The sequence below is a fragment of the Shewanella gelidimarina genome (assembly GCF_023283945.1).
In the GTDB taxonomy this organism is placed as follows: domain Bacteria; phylum Pseudomonadota; class Gammaproteobacteria; order Enterobacterales; family Shewanellaceae; genus Shewanella; species Shewanella gelidimarina.
This window is the reverse complement of record NZ_JAKIKW010000005.1, coordinates 188862-209711: the sequence shown is the minus strand read 5'-3', so window position 1 is coordinate 209711 and position 20850 is coordinate 188862. Positions and strand designations below refer to the sequence as shown.

At 43.2% G+C, this 20850-nt stretch carries 20 protein-coding genes; 11 read left to right on the top strand and 9 right to left on the bottom strand.

The window, feature by feature from the left end:
* Positions 1-86 precede the first annotated feature (86 nt).
* The 3 genes from dxs to L2729_RS06890 are packed head-to-tail and all read right to left on the bottom strand — an operon-like array spanning position 87 to position 3096.
* Positions 87-1952 (bottom strand): 1-deoxy-D-xylulose-5-phosphate synthase, encoded by a 1866-nt coding sequence (gene dxs, locus L2729_RS06900; RefSeq protein ID WP_248987606.1) that lies wholly within the window; start codon positions 1950-1952, stop codon positions 87-89.
* A gap of 22 nt (positions 1953-1974) precedes the next feature.
* A complete protein-coding gene (gene ispA / locus L2729_RS06895) occupies positions 1975-2856 on the bottom strand; it encodes a (2E,6E)-farnesyl diphosphate synthase (RefSeq protein WP_248987605.1) in 882 nt (293 codons plus the stop codon).
* Positions 2857-3096, bottom strand: a complete 240-nt coding sequence (locus L2729_RS06890) for an exodeoxyribonuclease VII small subunit (RefSeq protein ID WP_248987604.1) — start codon at positions 3094-3096, stop codon at positions 2857-2859.
* Positions 3097-3501: 405 nt separating this feature from the next.
* On the opposite strand from L2729_RS06890, the gene pomA reads away from it, so the two are divergent.
* From pomA to thiI, 3 genes are all read left to right on the top strand, one after another.
* Positions 3502-4269 carry a flagellar motor protein PomA gene (gene pomA / locus L2729_RS06885; protein ID WP_248987603.1) on the top strand — a complete coding sequence of 256 codons (768 nt, stop codon included), beginning with the start codon at positions 3502-3504 and terminating at the stop codon, positions 4267-4269.
* A 4-nt stretch (positions 4270-4273) separates the two neighbouring features.
* Positions 4274-5242, top strand: a complete 969-nt coding sequence (locus L2729_RS06880) for a flagellar motor protein MotB (RefSeq protein ID WP_248987602.1) — start codon at positions 4274-4276, stop codon at positions 5240-5242.
* A gap of 349 nt (positions 5243-5591) precedes the next feature.
* The gene (thiI, locus tag L2729_RS06875) at positions 5592-7046 is read left to right on the top strand and encodes a tRNA uracil 4-sulfurtransferase ThiI (RefSeq protein WP_248987601.1); all 1455 of its coding nucleotides are present in this window, start codon (positions 5592-5594) and stop codon (positions 7044-7046) included.
* A gap of 427 nt (positions 7047-7473) precedes the next feature.
* Here the strand turns inward: thiI and L2729_RS06870 are convergent, their stop codons facing one another.
* The gene (locus L2729_RS06870; RefSeq protein WP_248987600.1) at positions 7474-7707 is read right to left on the bottom strand and encodes a hypothetical protein; all 234 of its coding nucleotides are present in this window, start codon (positions 7705-7707) and stop codon (positions 7474-7476) included.
* 182 nt (positions 7708-7889) lie between these two features.
* On the opposite strand from L2729_RS06870, the gene L2729_RS06865 reads away from it, so the two are divergent.
* From L2729_RS06865 to rlmM, 4 genes are all read left to right on the top strand, one after another.
* A complete protein-coding gene (locus L2729_RS06865; protein WP_248987599.1) occupies positions 7890-8798 on the top strand; it encodes a transcriptional regulator GcvA in 909 nt (302 codons plus the stop codon).
* A 43-nt stretch (positions 8799-8841) separates the two neighbouring features.
* Positions 8842-9525: an alpha/beta family hydrolase gene (locus tag L2729_RS06860; protein ID WP_428848230.1), complete on the top strand. Its 684-nt coding sequence runs from the start codon at positions 8842-8844 to the stop codon at positions 9523-9525.
* A gap of 67 nt (positions 9526-9592) precedes the next feature.
* Positions 9593-9979 (top strand): DUF423 domain-containing protein, encoded by a 387-nt coding sequence (locus L2729_RS06855; RefSeq protein ID WP_101092661.1) that lies wholly within the window; start codon positions 9593-9595, stop codon positions 9977-9979.
* A 396-nt stretch (positions 9980-10375) separates the two neighbouring features.
* Positions 10376-11461, top strand: coding sequence for a 23S rRNA (cytidine(2498)-2'-O)-methyltransferase RlmM (gene rlmM / locus L2729_RS06850; RefSeq protein ID WP_248987598.1), 1086 nt, complete (start codon positions 10376-10378; stop codon positions 11459-11461).
* 120 nt (positions 11462-11581) lie between these two features.
* Here rlmM and L2729_RS06845 read toward each other — a convergent pair whose 3' ends face one another.
* Complete coding sequence (locus L2729_RS06845) at positions 11582-12592, bottom strand: isocitrate dehydrogenase (protein WP_248987597.1); 1011 nt, start codon at positions 12590-12592, stop codon at positions 11582-11584.
* 655 nt (positions 12593-13247) lie between these two features.
* Between L2729_RS06845 and L2729_RS06840 the strand changes: the two genes are divergently transcribed.
* Complete coding sequence (locus tag L2729_RS06840; RefSeq protein WP_248987596.1) at positions 13248-16043, top strand: alpha/beta hydrolase family protein; 2796 nt, start codon at positions 13248-13250, stop codon at positions 16041-16043.
* A 288-nt stretch (positions 16044-16331) separates the two neighbouring features.
* Positions 16332-16559, top strand: a complete 228-nt coding sequence (locus L2729_RS06835; protein WP_248987595.1) for a hypothetical protein — start codon at positions 16332-16334, stop codon at positions 16557-16559.
* Between the two features lie 109 nt (positions 16560-16668).
* Here L2729_RS06835 and ruvX read toward each other — a convergent pair whose 3' ends face one another.
* The 4 genes from ruvX to L2729_RS06815 form a co-directional block, all read right to left on the bottom strand.
* Positions 16669-17091: a Holliday junction resolvase RuvX gene (gene ruvX, locus L2729_RS06830; RefSeq protein WP_248987594.1), complete on the bottom strand. Its 423-nt coding sequence runs from the start codon at positions 17089-17091 to the stop codon at positions 16669-16671.
* Between the two features lie 27 nt (positions 17092-17118).
* The gene (locus L2729_RS06825) at positions 17119-17679 is read right to left on the bottom strand and encodes a YqgE/AlgH family protein (RefSeq protein WP_248987593.1); all 561 of its coding nucleotides are present in this window, start codon (positions 17677-17679) and stop codon (positions 17119-17121) included.
* A 24-nt stretch (positions 17680-17703) separates the two neighbouring features.
* Positions 17704-18033: a stress response translation initiation inhibitor YciH gene (gene yciH, locus L2729_RS06820; RefSeq protein ID WP_248987592.1), complete on the bottom strand. Its 330-nt coding sequence runs from the start codon at positions 18031-18033 to the stop codon at positions 17704-17706.
* Between the two features lie 141 nt (positions 18034-18174).
* Positions 18175-18495 (bottom strand): hypothetical protein, encoded by a 321-nt coding sequence (locus L2729_RS06815; RefSeq protein ID WP_248987591.1) that lies wholly within the window; start codon positions 18493-18495, stop codon positions 18175-18177.
* Positions 18496-18658: 163 nt separating this feature from the next.
* Between L2729_RS06815 and L2729_RS06810 the strand changes: the two genes are divergently transcribed.
* Positions 18659-19225 carry a DUF4136 domain-containing protein gene (locus L2729_RS06810; protein ID WP_248987590.1) on the top strand — a complete coding sequence of 189 codons (567 nt, stop codon included), beginning with the start codon at positions 18659-18661 and terminating at the stop codon, positions 19223-19225.
* Positions 19226-19487: 262 nt separating this feature from the next.
* Complete coding sequence (gltS, locus tag L2729_RS06805) at positions 19488-20717, top strand: sodium/glutamate symporter (RefSeq protein WP_248987589.1); 1230 nt, start codon at positions 19488-19490, stop codon at positions 20715-20717.
* Positions 20718-20850: the final 133 nt, after the last annotated feature.

Genomic DNA, 20850 nt, shown 5'->3' with positions numbered 1-20850 from the left:
CCAAGAGTCATATTTTGAAACTGAAAAGGACTGCAAATGCAGTCCTTTTTTATGGGTTTAAGTTAATCGTCTTAGCGACATTAATCTTAAGCTAGATAGTCTTCAATTTGTTTTTGAATCCCTGCAGCGTCCAGTCCAATCTCACTGATGATCTCATCTGGCGCGCCATGCTTAATAAACTCATCGGGTAGACCAAGCTGTAATACCGCCTTTGGCAATTTTAGCGTTTGCAGTAACTCGAGCACCGCTGAACCTGCGCCGCCCATAATGGCATTTTCTTCAACTGTCACCAATACATCATGGCTTTCAGCTAACGCTTTGACCAGATCGACATCAAGTGGTTTAACAAAACGCATATCAGCAACAGTTGCATCAAATGCTTCTGCGGCGATAAGACTATTCGCTAAAGTGGTACCAAAGTTGAGGATGGCCACTTTCTTACCTTGGCGCTTGATCAAGCCTTTACCGATTGGTACCGCAGTCATGGTTTCGACCTGTTTAGCACCTGTCGCGCTGCCACGAGGGTAACGCACTGCTGTCGGGCCTGCTTTATAGCAATAGCCAGTATAGAGCATTTGTCGACATTCATTCTCGTCAGACGGCGTCATGATCACCATATTAGGCACTGTTCGCATAAAGCTTAAGTCGAACGCGCCTTGGTGAGTAGGGCCATCGGCACCTACAATCCCGCCGCGATCAATCGCGAATAACACAGGTAGTTTTTGCAGTGCGACATCATGAATGAGTTGATCGTATCCACGTTGTAAAAACGTTGAATAGATAGCAATAACCGGTGAGTACCCCTCACAGGCAAAGCCTGCTGCTAAGGTCACTGCATGTTGCTCGGCGATGGCAGCATCGAAATACTGTCCTGGAAAGCGCTGTGAAAACTCAACCATACCAGAGCCTTCACGCATGGCTGGGGTGATAGCGAGTAGCTTTTCATCTTTCTCGGCAACATCACAAAGCCACTTACCGAACACTTGCGAGAAGGTTGGGTTACTCGGTTTGCTTACCGGTTTTTCAAATGTAGAGGGATCAAATTTAGGCACTGCATGCCAACCAATAGGATCTTTTTCAGCGGGCTCATAACCACGACCTTTTTTAGTCATGATATGTAAAATCTGTGGCCCTTTGAGGTTACGCATATTACGTAACGTCTCAACTAAAGCATCAACATCATGGCCGTCAATGGGACCAATATAGTTAAAGCCTAGCTCTTCAAACATGGTGCCAGGAACGACCATGCCTTTAAGGTGTTCTTCAGTGCGTTTTGCCATCTCTTTGATAACAGGCATGCCCTTAAGGACTTTCTTGCTGCTTTCACGAATAGTGGTGTAGAAACGCCCCGACATTAGCTGTGCAAGGTGATTATTGAGTGCACCCACATTTTCAGAGATAGACATCTCATTGTCGTTGAGGATCACCAGCATATCGTTGTGAAGATCACCTGCATGGTTCATGGCTTCAAATACCATGCCGCCAGTCATCGCACCGTCACCGATAACGGAGACCACTTTGCGTCCGGCTTGCTCTTTTTCCGCAGTAATTGCCATCGCGAGCGCAGCACTTACAGAGGTACCAGAATGGCCTACGCTGAAGGTGTCATACTCACTTTCTTCACGCCAAGGAAAAGGGTGGATCCCACCTTTTTGACGGATGGTGTGCATTCTTTCACGACGACCCGTTAAGATTTTATGCGGGTAAGCTTGGTGGCCTACATCCCAAATTAATCGGTCAAATGGCGTGTTATAGACGTAATGAATCGCCACAGTCAGTTCAACTGTGCCAAGTCCTGAGGCAAAATGGCCACTTGATTTAGCCACTGACTTCAAAAGGAAACCTCGAAGTTCGTCAGCCAGTTGTGGCAGAACGGCTTGAGGGAGCTGTCTTAGCTCATCAGGGGTGTTTGCCTGTGCAAGCACAGGGAATTGAGAAATATCAAAACTCATAACGAGATTCTTTGTCTCTTTATTAAACTCTTCGCTCAATGATATAACGGGCGAATTCGGCAATTAACTGGCTATTGTATGGTAATTTAGCCAGCGCTGATAGTGCGTCCTCAATCAAACTAGTAGCAGTTTTTTGGGCGCCCTCTAAACCAAGCAACTTTGGATAAGTGCTCTTATTTGAATCTGTGTCAGAACCTTGAGGTTTTCCAAGCTCTTCGGTACTGGCAATAATATCTAATACATCGTCTTGTACTTGAAATGCGAGACCAATGGCATCGGCGAAATCAAGTAAAGCTTGTCGCTCTTCATCATTAACTTGAGCGGCAATAATGGCAAATTCGACCGCGCAGCGGATCAATGCGCCTGTTTTAAGCTGATGTAGCTGAATCAGTGTTGCCAGCTCTATCTGTTTGTTTGTCGACCTTAAATCCATCGCTTGGCCACCACACATGCCACTATACCCAGAGGCATTCGCTAAGGCTTTAACCATCGCTAAATTCTGTGATGGGGTGATGTTTTTGATGGGCTCACTGATGATTTCAAATGCAAGTGCCTGTAAAGCATCACCTGCTAAAATAGCCGTCGCTTCATCATAGGCAATATGCACTGTTGGCTGGCCACGACGAAGTGCATCATTATCCATCGCGGGTAGGTCGTCATGGATGAGAGAGTAGGCGTGAACACATTCGATTGCCGCAGCGCATTCATCCAAGGTCTCAAGCTTAACGTTTAGCATATCGCCAATAGCATAGACGAGAAATGGCCTAATACGTTTTCCGCCAATTAATGCGCCATGTTTCATGGCCGCTTTTAGACGAGGATCGGTATCGGCAAGTGCATCTATATGAGATGACAGCTGAAGATTAATGCGTTGTTGGTATTTACCAAGTGACTCTGCTAACAATTACTCACCCTCTATTTCATAAGGCTTTAAGGTGTCGACACCCTCATTTGTCATTAACACCGACACTTTTTGCTGTGCATTTTCAAGTTTACTCTGACTATTTCTCACCAGCTTAATTCCACGTTCGAACTGTTTTAACGCATCATCGAGAGATACATCGCCGTGTTCTAAGTCCGCAACGATTTTTTCTAGTTCGGAAAGTGATTCTTCAAAAGAGAGATTTTCAGGTTTTTTTGCCACGATGATGATTCCTAGAATTAAGCGATACACAAAGTATATCAGCAGGGCACAAGGGTCAAACTAAGCCGTTGAGTATTTGCGTGAAAGCACGCTTTCGAGCATAAATTCCGCTATCGGCTTGTTACTGCAATACGTTATTTCTGCAATTGGGATCTATTTTAACGGAAATAGCGCAACAATTGCGGTAAATATCACTCAAGAGATCTTAACTTCGGTCGCTATATTAAGTGCAATATAGAAAATTTGTACGCTATTTAGGCATTTGTTTAGTTGGTGCTTGCTGTCAAAGTGAAGGCGTAATATTGTCGCTATTGTTTTTGAGTAGACGCTAGCGTGTGAGTTTTTAATGCTGTTAGCGTTCGATTGAAGTTGTATAGCGAATAGATTGGTATTTGAGGAGCGGTTTTGGATTTAGCAACCCTAATAGGACTGATTGGCGCGTTTGGGTTTGTTATCATGGCGATGGCAAGTGGCGGCGGGATCGGTATTTTCATCAATGTACCTTCTATCTTAATTGTGATGATTGGTTCGTTATTTGTTGTAATGATGAAATATAACCTCAAGCAATTTTTAGGCTCTGCAAAAATTGCAGCCAAAGCATTTATTTTTAAAATCGATAAACCTGAAGAACTGATTGAACAGTCTATTACGATGGCTGATGCCGCACGAAAAGGCGGCTTTTTGGCGTTGGAAGAGGCAGAGATTAGCAACAGCTTTATGCAAAAAGCGATTGATATGTTAGTGGACGGTCATGATGGTGATGTGGTCCGAGACGCGCTTGAAAAAGATATATCGCTCACCGAAGAACGCCATAAAACTGGGATTGGAATTTTTAAATCGATAGGCGATGTTGCGCCTGCAATGGGCATGATTGGTACGCTAATTGGGCTCGTGGGCATGTTGTCAAACATGGATGATCCTAAATCGATTGGTCCAGCAATGGCGGTTGCACTGCTGACGACGCTTTATGGCGCCGTGGTCGCTAACATGGTGGCCATTCCAATTGCCGATAAATTATCGCTTCGAATGAACGAAGAGATGCTAAACCGTAATTTGATTATGGATGCCGTATTGGCGATTCAAGATGGTCAGAACCCTCGCGTCATTGAAGGTTTCCTCAAAAATTACCTCTCTGAAAAGTCTCGCACAATCAATACTATGGACGGGGCATAGCGCGATGGCTAAAAAAGCCAAATGTGAATGTCCACCTGCTGGTGCGCCGCTTTGGTTAGCCACGTTTGCTGATTTAATGTCTCTGCTAATGTGTTTCTTCGTGTTGCTATTGGCTTTTTCTGAAATGGACGTGATGAAGTTCAAGCAGATTGCGGGTTCAATGAAGTATGCATTTGGGGTGCAGAATAAAGTCGAAGTGAAAGATATTCCCAAAGGGACATCGGTGATTGCATTAGAGTTTAGACCGGGCCGCCCAGAATCGACTCCAATCGAAATTATTAATCAGCAAACCAATGAAATGACAGAACCCATGCTAGAGTTTCAAGCGGGTGAAGATGATAGTGCTGGCGGCGTACAGCAGCAACGCGGTCAACAGCGAGGCGGTGAATCATCGTCCACTGCGCAAGAACAAGAAGATGCAAAAGCGCAAGCTAAATCAACCGCCGATTCTGAAAGCGAAGCGAAAAAAGCAGAAGCTGCTGCGCAGGATAAAATCAATCAACAAGTTAAGAAGATGGCTCAAGAGCTCAACAAAGAGATTGTTGATGGTGCTATTGAAATTGAGTCGTTAGGCCAACAGATTATTATTCGGATCCGTGAGAAAGGCGCATTTGCGTCAGGTTCAGGCTTTTTGCAGCCGCGCTTTAAGCCGATTGTTAGGCGTGTTGGCGAGTTACTAAAAGATGTTCCCGGTATTGTCACTGTGTCAGGACACACGGATGATTTGAATATCTCAAATGAGTTGTATAGCTCAAATTGGGATCTATCCAGTAAACGTGCCGTCGCAGTCACCCATGAAATCATTAAAGTAGCAGGTTTTGATCAGCAGCGGCTAAAAGTGGTGGGGATGGCCTCGTCTGCGCCGTTAGTTGAAAACAACTCTCAAGCCAATAGAGCTCGTAATCGCCGTGTTGAAATTGCTATCGAACAAGGTAAGCCTAAAGAGTCAGACGAAATTCAAGTTTCCCTATAATGCTTAATTTTCATTTGGGCTAAGTTGCCGCTATTTAGTCCGCGGGCAGGCTATGTCATTTTACCCATTTTGGTGATTTTAGCAGGCTGCGAACGTTCTGGTTCTTATCATCGAGAGTGAGCGCTCACTTTATGGTTGTTATTGTTTGCACTGCACACAGAGTGGTTACTTTTGGCTACTTTCCTACCCCATTAATCGTCAACTTTATATCCTTATTGACCATAAGTGCGATATTGATGGTCTCAGTTTGCAATAATCGTGGATAATGTCTGATCAGATATACGCAATTGTGCTTGGATATTGTTATAATCTCGCCATTGCTGTTTAAACTTGTTCCCGCGGAAGACCAATGAAATTTATCGTAAAACTGTTTCCTGAAATCATGATGAAAAGCAAGCCGGTAAGAATGCGCTTTACCAAAATGCTTGAAACCAATATTCGTAATGTACTTAAAAAAGTAGATGAGTCTGCGAAAGTACAGCGCCAATGGGACAAAATCATGGTTATGGTGCCAGATGATAGACCCGATTTGGTTGAAGCCTTTGCTGAACGTCTGGCATGTATTCCTGGTATTGCGCATGTGCTTCAAGTCGACGTGAGCACTTTTGAGTCTATGGATGATATCTATCAGCAAACATTGGCAGTCTATAAAGAAGAGCTCGCAGGCAAGACGTTCTGCGTTCGTGTTAAGCGTGTTGGTAAGCATGACTTTAACTCAATTGAAGTTGAACGTTATGTTGGTGGTGGGCTAAACCAGTTTACTGAAGCTGCTGGCGTGCGCTTGAAAAATCCAGATATAACGGTCAATCTCGAAATTGATAACGAACAACTTTACCTTGTTAATAAGCGTATTCCAGGTCTTGGGGGTTACCCAATGGCCACTCAAGAAGATGTATTGTCATTAATTTCTGGCGGTTTTGACTCTGGTGTGTCGAGTTATCAATTCATAAAGCGTGGTTCTCGTACCCATTATTGCTTCTTTAATTTAGGTGGCGATCAACACGAAATTGGTGTTAAGCAGGTGGCTTACCATTTGTGGCAGAAATACGGTGAATCACATCGAGTTAAGTTTATCTCTGTGCCGTTCGATCCCGTTGTACAAGAGATTTTGGAACGCGTCGACAATGGACAAATGGGCGTTGTGCTTAAGCGTATGATGATGCGCGCAGCAGCCCGTGTTGCTGATAAAATGGGGATTCAGGCATTAGTGACAGGGGAAGCGATGGGGCAGGTTTCTAGCCAAACGTTGACCAATCTTAATGTTATTGACCGTTGCACAGAACTCTTAATATTGCGTCCGCTTATCGCGATGGATAAGCAAGATATTATTGATACCTGTCGCAGAATCGGTACCGAAGACTTTGCTAAAACCATCCCTGAATATTGTGGCGTGATTTCGAAAAAACCCACGGTGAAAGCGGTATTGGCGAAAATTGAAGCTGAAGAAGCTAAGTTTTCAGACGATCTGCTGGATAGAGTGATTGAAGACGCGGTTGTTATGGACATTAGAGATATCGCCGCTCAAATGGACACTAAAATAACCGAAGCTGAAACGGTTGCTGCAATCAATGCTGATGAAATCATCATTGATGTGCGTGCACCGGAAGAGGAAGAGAAAGATCCGCTTGTAATCGAGGGGATAGAAATTAAAGCGATTCCTTTTTATAAGCTGGCGACACAATTTGCCGATCTTGATAAAGATAAGACTTATTTATTGTATTGCGACCGTGGAGTGATGAGTAAGCTACAAGCTCTGTATCTACAAGACCAAGGTTATAGCAATGTTAAGGTTTATCGCCCTTAGCCATAGCAACGAGTCTTTCCCATCAAAAAGCGACTTTTAAAGTCGCTTTTTTTATGGAATAAAATTTAAAAGTGTTTCGATAGACACAAAAAAACCACCTTAAGCGGTGGTTTTTATATGTGATACCAATTGCATTAAGTATCTATTCATTCAGTGGGAAGCACTCACGCATTCCACTTCTGCTTTGCATTAGCTCATAAGGGAATAACCATTCTCTCGTCAATGCGCATTGAATTGAAAAGCTTGAGCGCTTCTGAATTGATTTGATACTAAGCGCAATTGGTATTTACAGCAAGACTGAGACTAGGCTCCATCTATGGCGAGTGCTTTAATGTCCTATTAAAGCGCGCTGAGAGCGGCATGCTGCGTAAATTACGAGTTTAATGGGCCATTGTGAGCAATAGCTTGTTAACTGGTTATCAGGGTATTAGTCAGCGAGTTGAATAGCAGCAGTTGCTTTATCTTCTTGCTTTTGCTCATCAGCAACCAGCATAGTGTTTAACTCAGTCGTTAACTGTGTCTGCATTAATTCCATGCTTTCTGCGAGGTTAGCCGTTAATGTAGCTTCAAGACCAGTAGTATCAATGGTGATCTCATCTGCGCTAACAGTGGCAGAAGCTGACAGAAGAGCGATAACAAGTACAGATTTTAGGTTTAACATGTTCGGTAGCCTCCAGGCTTTAAATTTGGGTTGTTAGACATTCCCCAATTACGTCGTAGAGGCTGTCCAACGAGTGTCATTTCGTTGGCGCAGAATTTAACCAAAATCACTGGTCTTTACAAACGATAAAATGTAACAATGAGCATTAGTAAAACTAATCCAAAAATGAGACTTTGATCACTATGGCTAGACGACTACCCCCCCTTAATGCAGTCAAAGCATTTGAGGCAGCAGCAAGGCATTTGAGCTTTACACGTGCGGCGGAGGAACTGTTTGTAACTCAGGCTGCAGTAAGTCATCAAATTAAGGCATTAGAAGAATATTTAGGGCTCAAGTTATTTAGACGTAAAAACCGCTCGCTGCTGTTAACAGAAGAGGGACAAGGATACTTTCTTGATATCAAAGATATCTTTACACAACTTGCCGATGCGACTGACCGTTTACTTGCCAGAAGTGCCATCGGTTCCTTAACTGTAGCGACTTCGCCGAGTTTTGCCATTCAATGGCTAGTACCTCGTTTAGCAAAGTTCACCGAGAAAAACCCTGATATCGATGTGCGAATTAAAGCGGTTGATAATGAAGACGGTTCTTTAACTGATGACGTCGATGTGGCCATCTATTATGGCTTAGGGGACTGGCCCGGCATGCGTGCTGATAAGCTACGTAATGAGGTGCTTATTCCGGTTTGTTCACCGATGTTATTGAATGGTCCTAAGCCGTTAGAAAAGCCCAGTGATCTGAAAAATCATACCTTGTTACACGACTCTAGCCGTGAATCTTGGCAGGCATGGTTTAGACAATGTGGAATTACTGATATTAATGTGAACCAAGGTCCCATATTTAGTCACTCTTCTCTGGTGTTGCAAGCCGCTGCCCATGGTCAAGGTGTGGCGCTAGGCTTCAGTGTACTGGCAAGGCCAGATATCAAAGCAGGTCGTCTGGTATGTCCGTTCCCTGAGGTTCTAGTCAGTAAAAATGCATATTACCTAGTCAGCCAACAGAATCATGCCGAGATAGGTAAGGTTGCTGCTTTTAGAGAGTGGATGTTAGACATGTTTGAAGAGGAGACCCGCAGTGAGCTCCTTACATGATAATTTAAAGCAAGCTTACTTAGATGGCAGGCTGACAAGCGCGGTGGCTGAGATAGGTATTGAGGATTTGGCATTTGATGCGAACCAATATCTACTTGAGCCTAGTTGTAGCAGCGAAAAACTAAGTGATTGCGATACGCTAGTGGTATTGATCCACGGTGCTGGCGCAAATATGCATCATGAGTTTATGACCACCATGGCGAACGGTCTAGCGCTTGGCCATGGCGGTAATTTACGTATTGTCCGCTTTAATTTCCCATACATGCGTGCCAATGCTATTGATGGAAAACGGCGTCCGCCAGATAGAGCCCCGAAACTGATTGCTGACTATGCGTTGCAACTGAGCATTTTTAAGCACCAATTTAAGCCTCGAAAAATCTATTTAGTCGGTAAGTCGATGGGAGGCCGCATGTCGGCCATTCTGGCTGAGAGTCTCGCTGTTGATGGCGTTGTTTGCTTAGGTTACCCATTTATCCCGTTAAAAGGCGGTGAGCCCCGTTTAGAGCCCATCGAGAAATGCAATGCGCCCATATTAGTTATCCAAGGTGAGCGAGATAAATTTGGTCATAAGGGTCTAGTTGAGACTTGGCCGGTGATGGATAAAGCACAATTGCATTGGTTAACGGATGGCGATCATAGTTTTAAACCAAGGAAGTCGTCAGGCACTACGCTAACCGCTAACCTAGATCAAGCTATCTCACTTATTCAGGCATTCATTAAACCGTAATGCTTTGAGATGGCAGTAAACTTAATCTTTCTCTCGGCTTGTATGCCGATGATATTTAGGAGGCTAAATGCGTAATGGTTTTTTATTGTTGGCAGCGTTGAGTGGTTTTATGTCGGTAGCGCTGGGAGCTTTTGCTGCTCACGGCCTTAAGAATGTGACGACGGCAGAGATGATTGCGATTTTTAACCTTGGTGTGGAGTATCAGTTCTACCATACGTTTGCGTTAATCGCAGTGGCTTTTGCGGGTCATTGGCTTAAATCTCGTTTGCTTGATTGGGCAGGTTACCTATTTATTGTAGGTACCATGTTGTTTTCGGGCTCACTATACCTCTATGCGTTGTTAGGGGCTAAATGGACCGGTCCCATTACCCCATTAGGCGGAGTGTGCTTGCTACTGGGCTGGTTACTTATTGCTGTGGCAGTGTGGCGTAACAGAGTAAAAGAGCTCGACTAAGCGAGGGAGTACTGGTCTTTCGAACCGAGTTCGATTCGATTGTTTGCATAGAAACAATAATGATTTAGTACAGAGCATGAATGCTTCGCTTAGCGGCTTAATCGAAGCATTCATAACGCATTGTGGTTGCAAAATATGAGCAGCATTTAAACCAAGCCTATAAACTGCGCTACTTGACTATTTTTGCTGTGCTCTAGGTTATGGGGCAGAATAACTAAGCGGTATAGCATCCTCCTTGCCAAAATAGCCAGCAAACAGTGGCACAAACAACGCTAAAAAATCGACGGCTGTAAAGCATTAACACACTGGCAGTACACTAGTGGGCCGTAAAAGTGTAAAATAGCGGGCAGCAAGTTTGTTGGCCGCTATTTTTATTTGTTATCTTCAGGAAATTCAATGATAAACCTATTTTTATTTTGCCGTGCTGGTTATGAGAAAGATTGCGCGGCAGAGATCCAAGTGCGTGCTGCAGAGCACGATATTGGTGGATTTGTTAAAACTAACACCAATGATGCCTATGTTATTTTTCAGTGCTTCCAAGCGGGCGATGCTGAAATACTGGCGAAGAAGATCAGTTTGGATTCATTGATTTTTGCAAGACAGATGTTTGCCGCCAAAGCACTGTTGAAGGGATTACCAGAGCAAGACCGTATCTCGCCGATTGTTGAGGCCTTAGCTGGCATCCAGTACGCGGGTGAACTACGCGTTGAAACGCCTGATACTAACGAAGCAAAAGAGCTGTCTAATTTCTGCCGTAAGTTTACGGTGCCATTAAGACAGGCGTTAAGAAAGTCGGGTACCTTACTGGATAAAGAAAACCCTAAACGGCCCATAATCCATGTCTGTTTTGTCGGACCAGGACAAGCCTATGTAGGTTTGTCGTTAAGTAATAATAGTTCTCCTTATTTTATGGGGATCCCGCGTCTTAAAGTAGCAGCCGATGCGCCAAGCCGTTCTACCTTAAAGCTAGATGAGGCCTTTATTCACTTTATTCCTAAAGAAGAGCATGAGACTCGTCTTAGTAGTGGTATGAGGGCGGTTGATTTAGGTGCTTGCCCTGGTGGCTGGACTTATCAACTTGTCAGGCGTGGTATGTTCGTTGCAGCTGTTGATAACGGCGCAATGGATGAAAAATTAATGGAAACAGGCCAGGTAAAGCATTATCAAGCCGATGGTTTCCGTTTTGAACCCCCGAGAAAGAACATCTCTTGGTTGGTTTGCGATATGATTGAGAAGCCAGCACGTGTGGCTGAGCTCGTTGAAGCTTGGGCGATTAACGGTTGGTTTAAGGAAGCAATATTTAACTTAAAGTTGCCAATGAAGACACGTTATAAAGAAGTGTCGACGATATTGGCGACGATGGCAGATATTTTGAAAGAGAATGGTATTAAAGATTTTAGTATTGCGGCTAAGCATCTTTATCATGACCGTGACGAAGTCACAGTGCATTTGTGCTTACGACCAGCCCAGTCTACTCATTAATTCTAGTCATTAATAAGTTCAGGCATTAAGGCATCGTCTTTAAGTCAGCTGAATAAAAAAAGGCCCCAAGTGTTAAACACTTGGGGCCTTTTTAGTGCGCGGTGCGCATGAAAAGTCTATTTATGAAAGACGTTCGATAACCGCTTGTGTGAAGTCAGTTGTACCGTGAGTACCACCAAGATCGCGAGTCGTACGGTCGCCTTCTGCAATCACAGCTGTGATTGCGCTACGGATAAGCTCTGCTTTATCTGACATGCCTAAGTACTCAAGCATTTGGATAGACGCTAGGACCACCGATGTTGGGTTTGCTAGGTTCTTACCGGCAATATCCGGCGCACTGCCGTGTACAGCTTCAAAGATAGCGGCATCTTTACCAATGTTTGCGCCAGGAGCCATACCTAGACCACCCACAAGACCTGCACAAAGATCTGACAAGATATCACCAAACAAGTTAGTGGTAACAATAACGTCAAAGATCTCTGGGTTCATCACGAGCTTCATGCAAGTTGCATCGACAATCATCTCTTCAGTGGTGATGTCTGGGTAACGCAAGCTGACTTCACGTGCCACTTTCAAAAATAGACCTGAAGTCGATTTCATAATGTTAGCTTTGTGAACGATAGTGACCTTTTTACGGTTCTCTTTACGTGCGAGTTCATAAGCGAAAGTGCTAATTTGCTCAGCGCCTTTACGGGTAATAATACTCGTGGCTTCAGCTGTTGCACCATCATCAGAAACAGTTTGGCCTAAACCTGAATACATACCTTCGGTATTTTCACGAACAGTAATGATATCGATATTGTCATAACGTGCTTGAGTACCTTTAAAAGACAGTACCGGGCGAACGTTGGCATATAAGCTAAATTGCTTACGCAGGCTGACGTTAATAGAGGTAAAGCCTTCACCAACTGGCGTTGTTAGAGGGCCTTTTAACGTAATACGGTTTTTCTCAATCAAATCTAATGTGCGTTGAGGTAATAGCTCACCGTGCTTTTCGAGAGCAACTAAACCTGCATCAGCAAATTCATACTCAAAATCACAACCCGCTTTATCGAGAATTTTAATCGCTGCATCGATAATGCTTGGGCCAATCCCATCACCAGGGATTACGGTTATAGTTCTTTTTGTCATGGATAGTCCTACCGCGCTGCGGCGTTACTGCAATTGTCTGACCATGTCGTAAGACACAGTAAGTGAATTAAGGCTTGTTGTTTGTAAATGCTGCACTTGAAGAAATACTGGCTTTATCAGCGATTGAGGCCCATTTAGACTCAATAACCTCTATATAGCTCCAGCATTTATTCAAGGGCAACAGCTTCCTAAAAAGGAAGAACAACATGCCTTAGTATTATTTTCTTTTTGTGCGACGTATTTTAAACACTTTTAAACACTTTTCACAGGATTTAGTGAGCAATCTCACGTTTTTTTCTGTAGGGTAACTTGCATAAATCAGCGCTTATGAGGATGATTGATCGTTAAAGGTTAAAAAAGTCTACTTTAGTCTAAGGGCTGTTTACCTTTCATGGTTGTCTTTATCGCTGTTTATTGGCTATTTTGGCAAGGCGAAGGCTAGGTCGTTTCGTCGTTTTCCACAATGGCCTACAACACCACAAAAATAGACAAGAATTGCGGCCCTACGGGTTCGTTTCAACGCCGCTATTCTTCTATGACAAAATGGGTAATGGATGATGTACTAAAAGCATTATTTTTTATCATAAAGAGACGAACAAAAACTAAACTCGAAAGAGTAATCGCTCCCAATATCAATATAATAATGAGGAAGACCTTGACGTTATTACCGAGTAAATCATTGCTGTTATTTACAGCGAGTTTATTGCCTGCAAGTTTGCTTGCTGCTGCCTCTCCTATTACTCCCGATGATATCATGCGATTTGAATCGCTCAGCAAACCAGTTATCTCTGATACGGGGAAAACACTGGCGGTAGAAGTCTCTCCGGATAGAGGCGATAGCCGTGGCCTCGTTAAAAACCTCAGCACTAAAAAAGAGTTTAGTGTAAAAGGCGGCACTAAGCCAAAGGTGAGTCATGACGGTCGTTACGTTGCCTTTGTTGATAAAGTGCCTTTACTTGCATCTGAAATGGCGTCAGCGAAAGAGAAGAAGAAGTTAAAGCCAGGAATGGTGTTAGTTGACACTAGCACTGGCGTTGAGCTTCGTTATGAACGTGTTAAATCGTTTGAATTTAACGAAACGGGCTCACATATTGCCATTTGGTATGAAGCGGAAGATAAGAAAAAAGACGCTAAAGTAAAAGATAAGCCTAAAACGAGTAAAAAAGACAGCAAAGTCGATGATTATGATAAAGGCACCACTGTTGAGCTTGTGTCGCTTAGTAATTTGAAATCCATAACGTTTAAAGATGTCACCGCGTTCAATTTTGATAAGTCAGGTAAGCACTTTGCATTAGCCATCAATAATTTCGCCGTTGATAAGCACGAACTGAGACTGGTGTCATTGGCTGATAATACCGCCAAAATAGTACACCGTTTGAAACAGCAACAGCTGGGCTCAGTGGCATTGAGTGATGATGGACAGTATTTAGGTTTCACTGCGGGTGATGCTCGCCAAGCGCCTTTTGGACGTGAATATCGATTATCTCTTTTTAATATCGTGTCTGGAAAAGTCACACCGACACCAACGTCGAAAGAATGGACTTTAAATCGATACACAGCACTGCGTTTCTCGGATGATAGTCAACGTTTGTTTTTCGGCCGCGTGCCACAAGTGAGTCAACAAATTGAATTAGCAAAGGTTGAAAAAGAAGCTGACCTGTATAATCAAAATATCATTACCGGTGAGAGAGAGTTACGTGTTTGGCACGGTGATGATCCGCGTATAAAACCTCATGAAGTAAAGCAGTATAAGAAAGAGCTGAAACGCACGTATCTTGCCGTGTTACACGTGGCCGGGAACAATTTGGTTCAGCTTGCCGATCTTAAAGTCCCTGACATGGAAGTTGAACAACAGACTCGTTTTGTACTCGCAAGCTCAGACCTTCCATATCGAAAGATGATCACCTGGGCGGGATTTTATCGTGACTTTTATTTGGTAGATTTAAATACGGGGCATAAAATCCCGGTGTTAACCCAGCAAAGCAGCGGTGCGGAACCTGAATTATCGCCAAACGAAAAGTTTGTTGCTTACTACCAGCATGGAAATGTTTTCCTATATGAAGTCGCCAATGACAGACGCATCAATATCACCAAAAACTTAGACGTTTCTTTTGCTGATGAAGATCACGATTATCCATCTAATGCACCAGGTTATGGTTTTGGTCCTTGGATTGCAGATGATTCAGGTCTGTTAATTTATGATAAATATGATATTTGGCAGTTGAACACGCTCTCTTATGAGGCCTTTAATTTAACGGCAGGCAAAGGGCGTAAAGCGGGGATTCAATACCGTCTAGAGGGTTTAGTTGATGATAAAGGTTACCCAAGCGTCCTAGCCAATAATGAACAAGTGCTGCTGCAAGGTTACAGTGATATCAGTAAAGGTGATGGCTTTTATCAAGCTCAGGTTGGCACTGCGGGTGTGACTAAGCTGATCGCTGGCGATTATAAGTTGAAGGTGCTTGCACGCAGTGAAGATGCAAAGACGATTGTTTTCTCTAAAGAGAGATATGATCTGTTCCCAGATCTTTATACTGCACAGTACGAATCGCCACAAAAGGCGACTCGTCAAACTGATCTTGATAAACAGAAGCGTGCATTTAACTGGGGTAAATCGGAGTTGGTTCATTGGACCAATGGCGATGGCAAGCCATTAGATGGTGTGCTGATTAAGCCAACCAATTATGTTGAAGGACAACGTTATCCTGTGCTGGTTTATTTCTACCGCTTTATGAGTGATAGATTGCATGCGTTCCCACAAATGAAAATTAACCATCGCCCTAACTTCGCCTGGTTTGCTGATAATGGTTATGCCATTTTCCTACCTGATATCCGTTTTGAAGTGGGTTATCCAGGTGATTCTTCAGTGCAAGCATTAACCTCAGGCGTACAGCATCTTATCGATATGGGCGTTGCGGATCCGCAAGCTGTCGGGATCCAAGGTCACTCATGGGGTGGTTATCAAACCGCATTTGCAGTGACTAAAACCAATATCTTTAAAGCGGCGGTAGCCGGTGCGCCAGTGACTAATATGACAAGTGCTTATAGTGGTATTCGTCATGGTAGTGGTTTAGCGAGACAGTTCCAGTATGAAACTGGCCAAAGCCGAATTGGTGATAGTTTATTTAAGTCGCCACAGAAGTATATTGAAAATTCACCAGTGTTTTACGTTGAGCGCATTAAAACGCCGATGATGATTATGTTTGGTGATAAAGATGATGCCGTACCTTGGGAGCAAGGGGTTGAAATGTATCTGGCAATGCGCCGTGCCGGAAAAGATGTGGTGTTGCTTCAATACCAAGATGAACCACATCATCTTAAAAAATATCCAAATAAACTCGATTATAGTATTCGCATGATGGAATATTTTGATCACTACCTAAAGGGTAAGCCCGCACCAAAATGGTTAACCCAAGGTGAAGCTTATACTGAGTATAAAAAAGCTGGCTAGTAATTAACCCAGAAATAAAAATGCCGAGATAGTTAACTATCTCGGCATTTTTTATGCCTTATCGAGTCTACATCAACCATGAGCGATAAATAGAATGCATGATAATAAATGGTGTCGTTGAAGTTGTTGATTTTCTTGGGTAGAAATAAAGATACCTCAATGGCACTTGTCTATATTTGGTTGATAAATGAACGTTTAAATTGCTGTTTTTGCTAAGCCTGATATGTTTATAAGGCAAGTCAGAATAAAGAGCTTCAGGACGTAGCTCTAAACTACAGGGAAGTAATAATGAAAAATATCAAATTGTTCAGTCATTTTATCTGTGTGTCGGGATTATTAGCACTATCTATGTCTGTTAATGCTAAAGCACCATTGGAAGGGGAGCCTGAGTGGGAAAATAAAGTAACTCAGGAACAGATAAAGGCGCAGCAGGAAAAAGAAAAGCTTGAATTGTTGCTGAAGCAGCAAGTGGAAGAAGAGAGCGAAAAAGAGAAAGAACCTAACTCAAAAGAGTAAAGGGTAATTTGTGTTTAATACCGGTTCTTCCATGAAAAAAAGCAGCTAATTAGCTGCTTTTTAGTTTGATTTATTTGACCGTCAATTCGGTGGCTCACTATCAATGGCTCTAGCCATGCTGGTTTTCAAAGTAACTTTCGATAATGAGCACGGCAGACATCGCATCGACTTGTCCTTTAGTTAATGCTTTATAGCCACCCATCTCGAACAGCCTTGCTTTAGCATCGGCTGTTGTTAATCGCTCATCTTGAGTCACTACTTTTATGCCGAAACGACCATTGAGCCGATTGCCAAATTTCTTGGCTCTAAGTGTTATCTCTTGCTCTGTACCATCCATATTGAGTGGCAAGCCGACGACAATAAGATCTGGTTGCCATTCGGTGATTATCTTGCCAATTTCTTCCCACTTAGGAATACCGTCAACGGCTTTTATTGACATTAACGGACGTGCGCTTGCTGTGAGCTCTTGGCCAATAGCAATGCCGATACTTTTTGTACCGTAATCAAACCCTAATACACTCTGATAACTCATATTACATTCCATTACTGTCGTTACAGCTTAAGCATGTCCTGCTAAATTGGACAGTTGCCAGATATCAAAACCTAAAGATTCTGCCGCTTGTTGCCAGCGGAGTTCGTGTTCAACATCAAATAAAAGAGCAGGTGTTGCAGGGACAGATAACCACACGTTGTCGGCGAGTTCTTGCTCTAATTGACCGCGTGTCCAGCCGGCATAACCCAGTGCGATAACAAACTTTTCAGGTGCTTTATCGGAACCTAAACAGCTGAGAACATCTTGTGAGGTAGTTAACATCAGCGAATCCGTAATTTGCTCACTGTTGCTCCAACAATCTTGATGGGTATGCAATACAAAGCCGCGTTCTGGGTTAACGGGCCCGCCGACGAGAACCTCTTTCCCTAGCGATGTCACAGGCTGTGGCTCTTCGGTTAATTCCATCTGCAGTAGAAGTTCATCGACGATAATACCGCTAGGTCGATTAATCATAATGCCCATGGCACCTTTTTCATCATGCTCGCAGATATAGATGAGTGAGCGCTCGAAAAAAGTGTCAGTTAAAGAAGGCATCGCGATAAGTAAATTGTTTTGTAAGCTATCCATAAAACATCCTTTGTACAGAAGCGACTAGCCGCCGGCTAGCTTGACTGTGTAACCTAGCTTTTCGATAAGTGTTTTAAGTTGTTCTCTATTATCAGTCTGAACTTCAACACAAAAGTCTTTAACTGTGCCGCCACAACCGCATTGCTTCTTTAATTTTTGTGCGAGTGCTTTAAGATCTTTCTCTGACAGGCCTAGCCCTTTAATCACTGAAACGCCTTTGCCTTTTCGGCCCTTACTGTCTTTATGGATCCTGACAATACCGTCACCCAGAGGTGCGCTTTGAGTGGCTTTATCTGCAGTGATTCTACCGCAATCGGTGCTATAAACTAATGAGACATTAGGATCGGATTTCATAAGTATGATTAGTGATTTACTGATTGAGCTAGTTTAACAAAGATGACGTTGAAGCGGGAGTGATAAAAAGAGGATATCTATCTCAGCGGATAACGAGTACAAAAACCGCGTTATCGACTAAGAGAGTTTACTTACTGACAGCTACAAATATAACGCCAGTTCTATCAGTAATGCGCCAAAGGTTAAACTCGCCATGACGGCCAGATATTTATGCAGTTGTGGTAGGGCTACGGCACATGAGGTCAGTACAAAGCCAATGGCTGTTCCTGCAAAAGGTGTCACTGGAGCACTCATTATGGCCACTACCATCCAGGTTAATATGGTGACGGGCAAAACGAGCAGTGAGTGCTGACTTAACTTATCTAGGAATGAGGTGGTGCTTTCAGTCCGCTCAACCACTTTTTCTGGGGTTAACAGAAACATAATACTCGCAACCGTGAGTGCAACAATAAACCAAAGCATAATAAAACCCAAGAAGGTAATTGATAATCATTATCATTAAGTTAAAGGCTTAAGTCAAGCTGAACAAGCGGAGTATTTTCTAAAATTGAGTTGTAGATTAATAGATTGCTATGTAAGCTTCTTTAAACAATGTTGAACGCCTTTAAGCGTGGATGGAGAAAACATGAACAAGTTATTGGTAATTATCGTTGCATTAGCACTTAGTGCTTGTAGCTCCCTTAAAACGAGCTCTGACTATGATCCAGCCGTAAATTTTACTGATGTTAAAACTTATGCTTGGGTTGAGAAAAAGACCGCTGATGCGACATATCACCTCGATGGGTTAATGGATCAGCGTGTGCGCGCCGCGGTTAATGATCAGCTGCTGCTAAAAGGGCTGAGCATGGTTAGTGCTGATAAAGCGGATGTGTTGGTGAACTACCTCACTAAAGTCGATAAGAAGATTAATGTCGACACCTTTAATACTAATTATGGCTACAACCCTTATTATGGCGCTGGTTGGGGTCGGGGTGGAATGGGCGGAGTTGGACATACTCAAACTACGGTCCGTGAATATGAAGTCGGAACTCTGATTCTAGACTTCGTTGATACAAAATCAGGCAAGTTGGTGTGGCGTGGTTCAGTGGCTGACACTATGCGCGATAAAGATACGCCAGAAGAGAGAGTGGAAGTCGTTAATATCGCCATTGGTGCGTTATTGCAAAACTATCCACCTCAACCTGAGAAATAAAAGATTCAATAACAAACGGTCGCAAGGCCGTTTTTTTTGTCTTTTTTTTGGATAGCAATGGATAGGTTAATCGCCAAAGTTGCATTTAGTGGTCAGTGTTACTGGTTTGTTGCGGCTTGCTATTGTTATCAAGTTGAAACGTGTTAGGTTTGGTATTAAGCGCCTTTTTAGAGGAGCGATTTGTTGAAGCACTTTATCTCGCCTGAGTGTCGATGTATCTATAGTCTAGAATTTGAATGTTTGTTGGGAGGAAACCTGTTTTATGGAACCACAACTAGTTGAAATAAAGGACTTTGTGTCTTTCACATTAGCGATTATTGCTTTATTTATTGGTAAGGCCATTATCTCTCGTTATGAATTATTACGTAAGTACAGTATTCCTGAGCCTGTCGTTGGCGGCTTTGCTTGTGCTGCAACGGTGGGGATACTGTATTACGCATTTGATATTCAGATTGAATTTAACCTCGCCGTTAGAGATACCTTATTACTCTACTTCTTTGCCGGAATTGGTTTGAAAGCCGATTTTGCGACGCTGTTAAAGGGCGGAAAACCCTTACTCATCTTAATTGTCTTAGCTAGCGTGTTTATATTTCTGCAGAACTTTACCGGTGTTGGTGTTGCGACCTTGTTTGGTTTAGATCCTAAAGCGGGCTTGATGTCAGGATCTATCGCATTGATAGGGGGTGTCGGTACCGCTATGGCTTGGACGCCGACATTTGTTGAAGAATTAGGGATTGTTAACGCCAGTGAACTCGGTATTGCATCAAATACGTTAGGGCTTATTTCAGCGTGTGTGATTGGTGGTCCAATTGCTGCTTATTTAATGAAGCGCCATCAAGTTAAAGCAAATAATAACGATGAACTCGATATTGGTGCTAGCCATCAAAATAACACTGCACATATGAAGGTCGATTATTTTGGTGTGTTACGTGCTTGGTTGTGGCTAAACGTGACGCTTATTATCGGTTACTTTATTGATCTTGCGATGCAAGAAGCCGGTCTGAAACTGCCGATGTTCGTTGCTTGTCTTCTCGCGGGTATTATCATCGGTAATTTAGGTCGAGTGATATTGAATCGACGTAAGAACAAAGACAGAACTTATATTGAAGATGCTTCGCGAGGGTTATCGTTAATTCAAGATATCTGTCTTGGTATGTTTTTAACCATGGCGCTGATGAGTCTGAAGATCTGGGAACTTGAGGGGAGTTTATTATACATTTCGGTGATTATGACGCTGCAAGTGTTCCTTTCTGTGGTGTTTACTATCTTTGTAGTGTTTCGTTTTATGGGCAAAGACTACGAGGCGGCGGTGATCTGTTCCGGCTTCGGCGGGGTGACATTAGGCTCAACCGCGACCGCAATTGTGAACATGACGGCGGTAACGCAACAGTACGGCGCGGCGCACAGGGCATTTATTATTGTGCCGTTAGTGTGCGGTTTCTTTATCGATATAATTAACGCAATGATTATTAACCTATTTGTCTATTTCTAATCAGATGCTATGTGATTAGGGAGCTTTTGCTCCCTTTTTTATTTTTAGACCTAGAGCTTCTCATTCACTGGCTGGTTATCAAAGAACCAGCCCTGTATCGAATATTTTCGATACAGGGCTAATGTCTCACCCT

Bases quoted from the DNA above. Each gene is read 5' to 3' on its own strand.
- dxs (WP_248987606.1), bottom strand. From the start codon at position 1,952: ATGAGTTTTGATATTTCTCAATTCCCTGTGCTTGCACAGGCAAACACC.
- L2729_RS06880 (WP_248987602.1), top strand. From the start codon at position 4,274: ATGGCTAAAAAAGCCAAATGTGAATGTCCACCTGCTGGTGCGCCGCTT.
- thiI (WP_248987601.1), top strand. From the start codon at position 5,592: ATGAAATTTATCGTAAAACTGTTTCCTGAAATCATGATGAAAAGCAAG.
- L2729_RS06870 (WP_248987600.1), bottom strand. From the start codon at position 7,707: ATGTTAAACCTAAAATCTGTACTTGTTATCGCTCTTCTGTCAGCTTCT.
- L2729_RS06865 (WP_248987599.1), top strand. From the start codon at position 7,890: ATGGCTAGACGACTACCCCCCCTTAATGCAGTCAAAGCATTTGAGGCA.
- L2729_RS06855 (WP_101092661.1), top strand. From the start codon at position 9,593: ATGCGTAATGGTTTTTTATTGTTGGCAGCGTTGAGTGGTTTTATGTCG.
- rlmM (WP_248987598.1), top strand. From the start codon at position 10,376: ATGATAAACCTATTTTTATTTTGCCGTGCTGGTTATGAGAAAGATTGC.
- L2729_RS06845 (WP_248987597.1), bottom strand. From the start codon at position 12,592: ATGACAAAAAGAACTATAACCGTAATCCCTGGTGATGGGATTGGCCCA.
- L2729_RS06835 (WP_248987595.1), top strand. From the start codon at position 16,332: ATGAAAAATATCAAATTGTTCAGTCATTTTATCTGTGTGTCGGGATTA.
- ruvX (WP_248987594.1), bottom strand. From the start codon at position 17,091: ATGAGTTATCAGAGTGTATTAGGGTTTGATTACGGTACAAAAAGTATC.
- L2729_RS06825 (WP_248987593.1), bottom strand. From the start codon at position 17,679: ATGGATAGCTTACAAAACAATTTACTTATCGCGATGCCTTCTTTAACT.
- yciH (WP_248987592.1), bottom strand. From the start codon at position 18,033: ATGAAATCCGATCCTAATGTCTCATTAGTTTATAGCACCGATTGCGGT.
- L2729_RS06815 (WP_248987591.1), bottom strand. From the start codon at position 18,495: ATGCTTTGGTTTATTGTTGCACTCACGGTTGCGAGTATTATGTTTCTG.
- L2729_RS06810 (WP_248987590.1), top strand. From the start codon at position 18,659: ATGAACAAGTTATTGGTAATTATCGTTGCATTAGCACTTAGTGCTTGT.
- gltS (WP_248987589.1), top strand. From the start codon at position 19,488: ATGGAACCACAACTAGTTGAAATAAAGGACTTTGTGTCTTTCACATTA.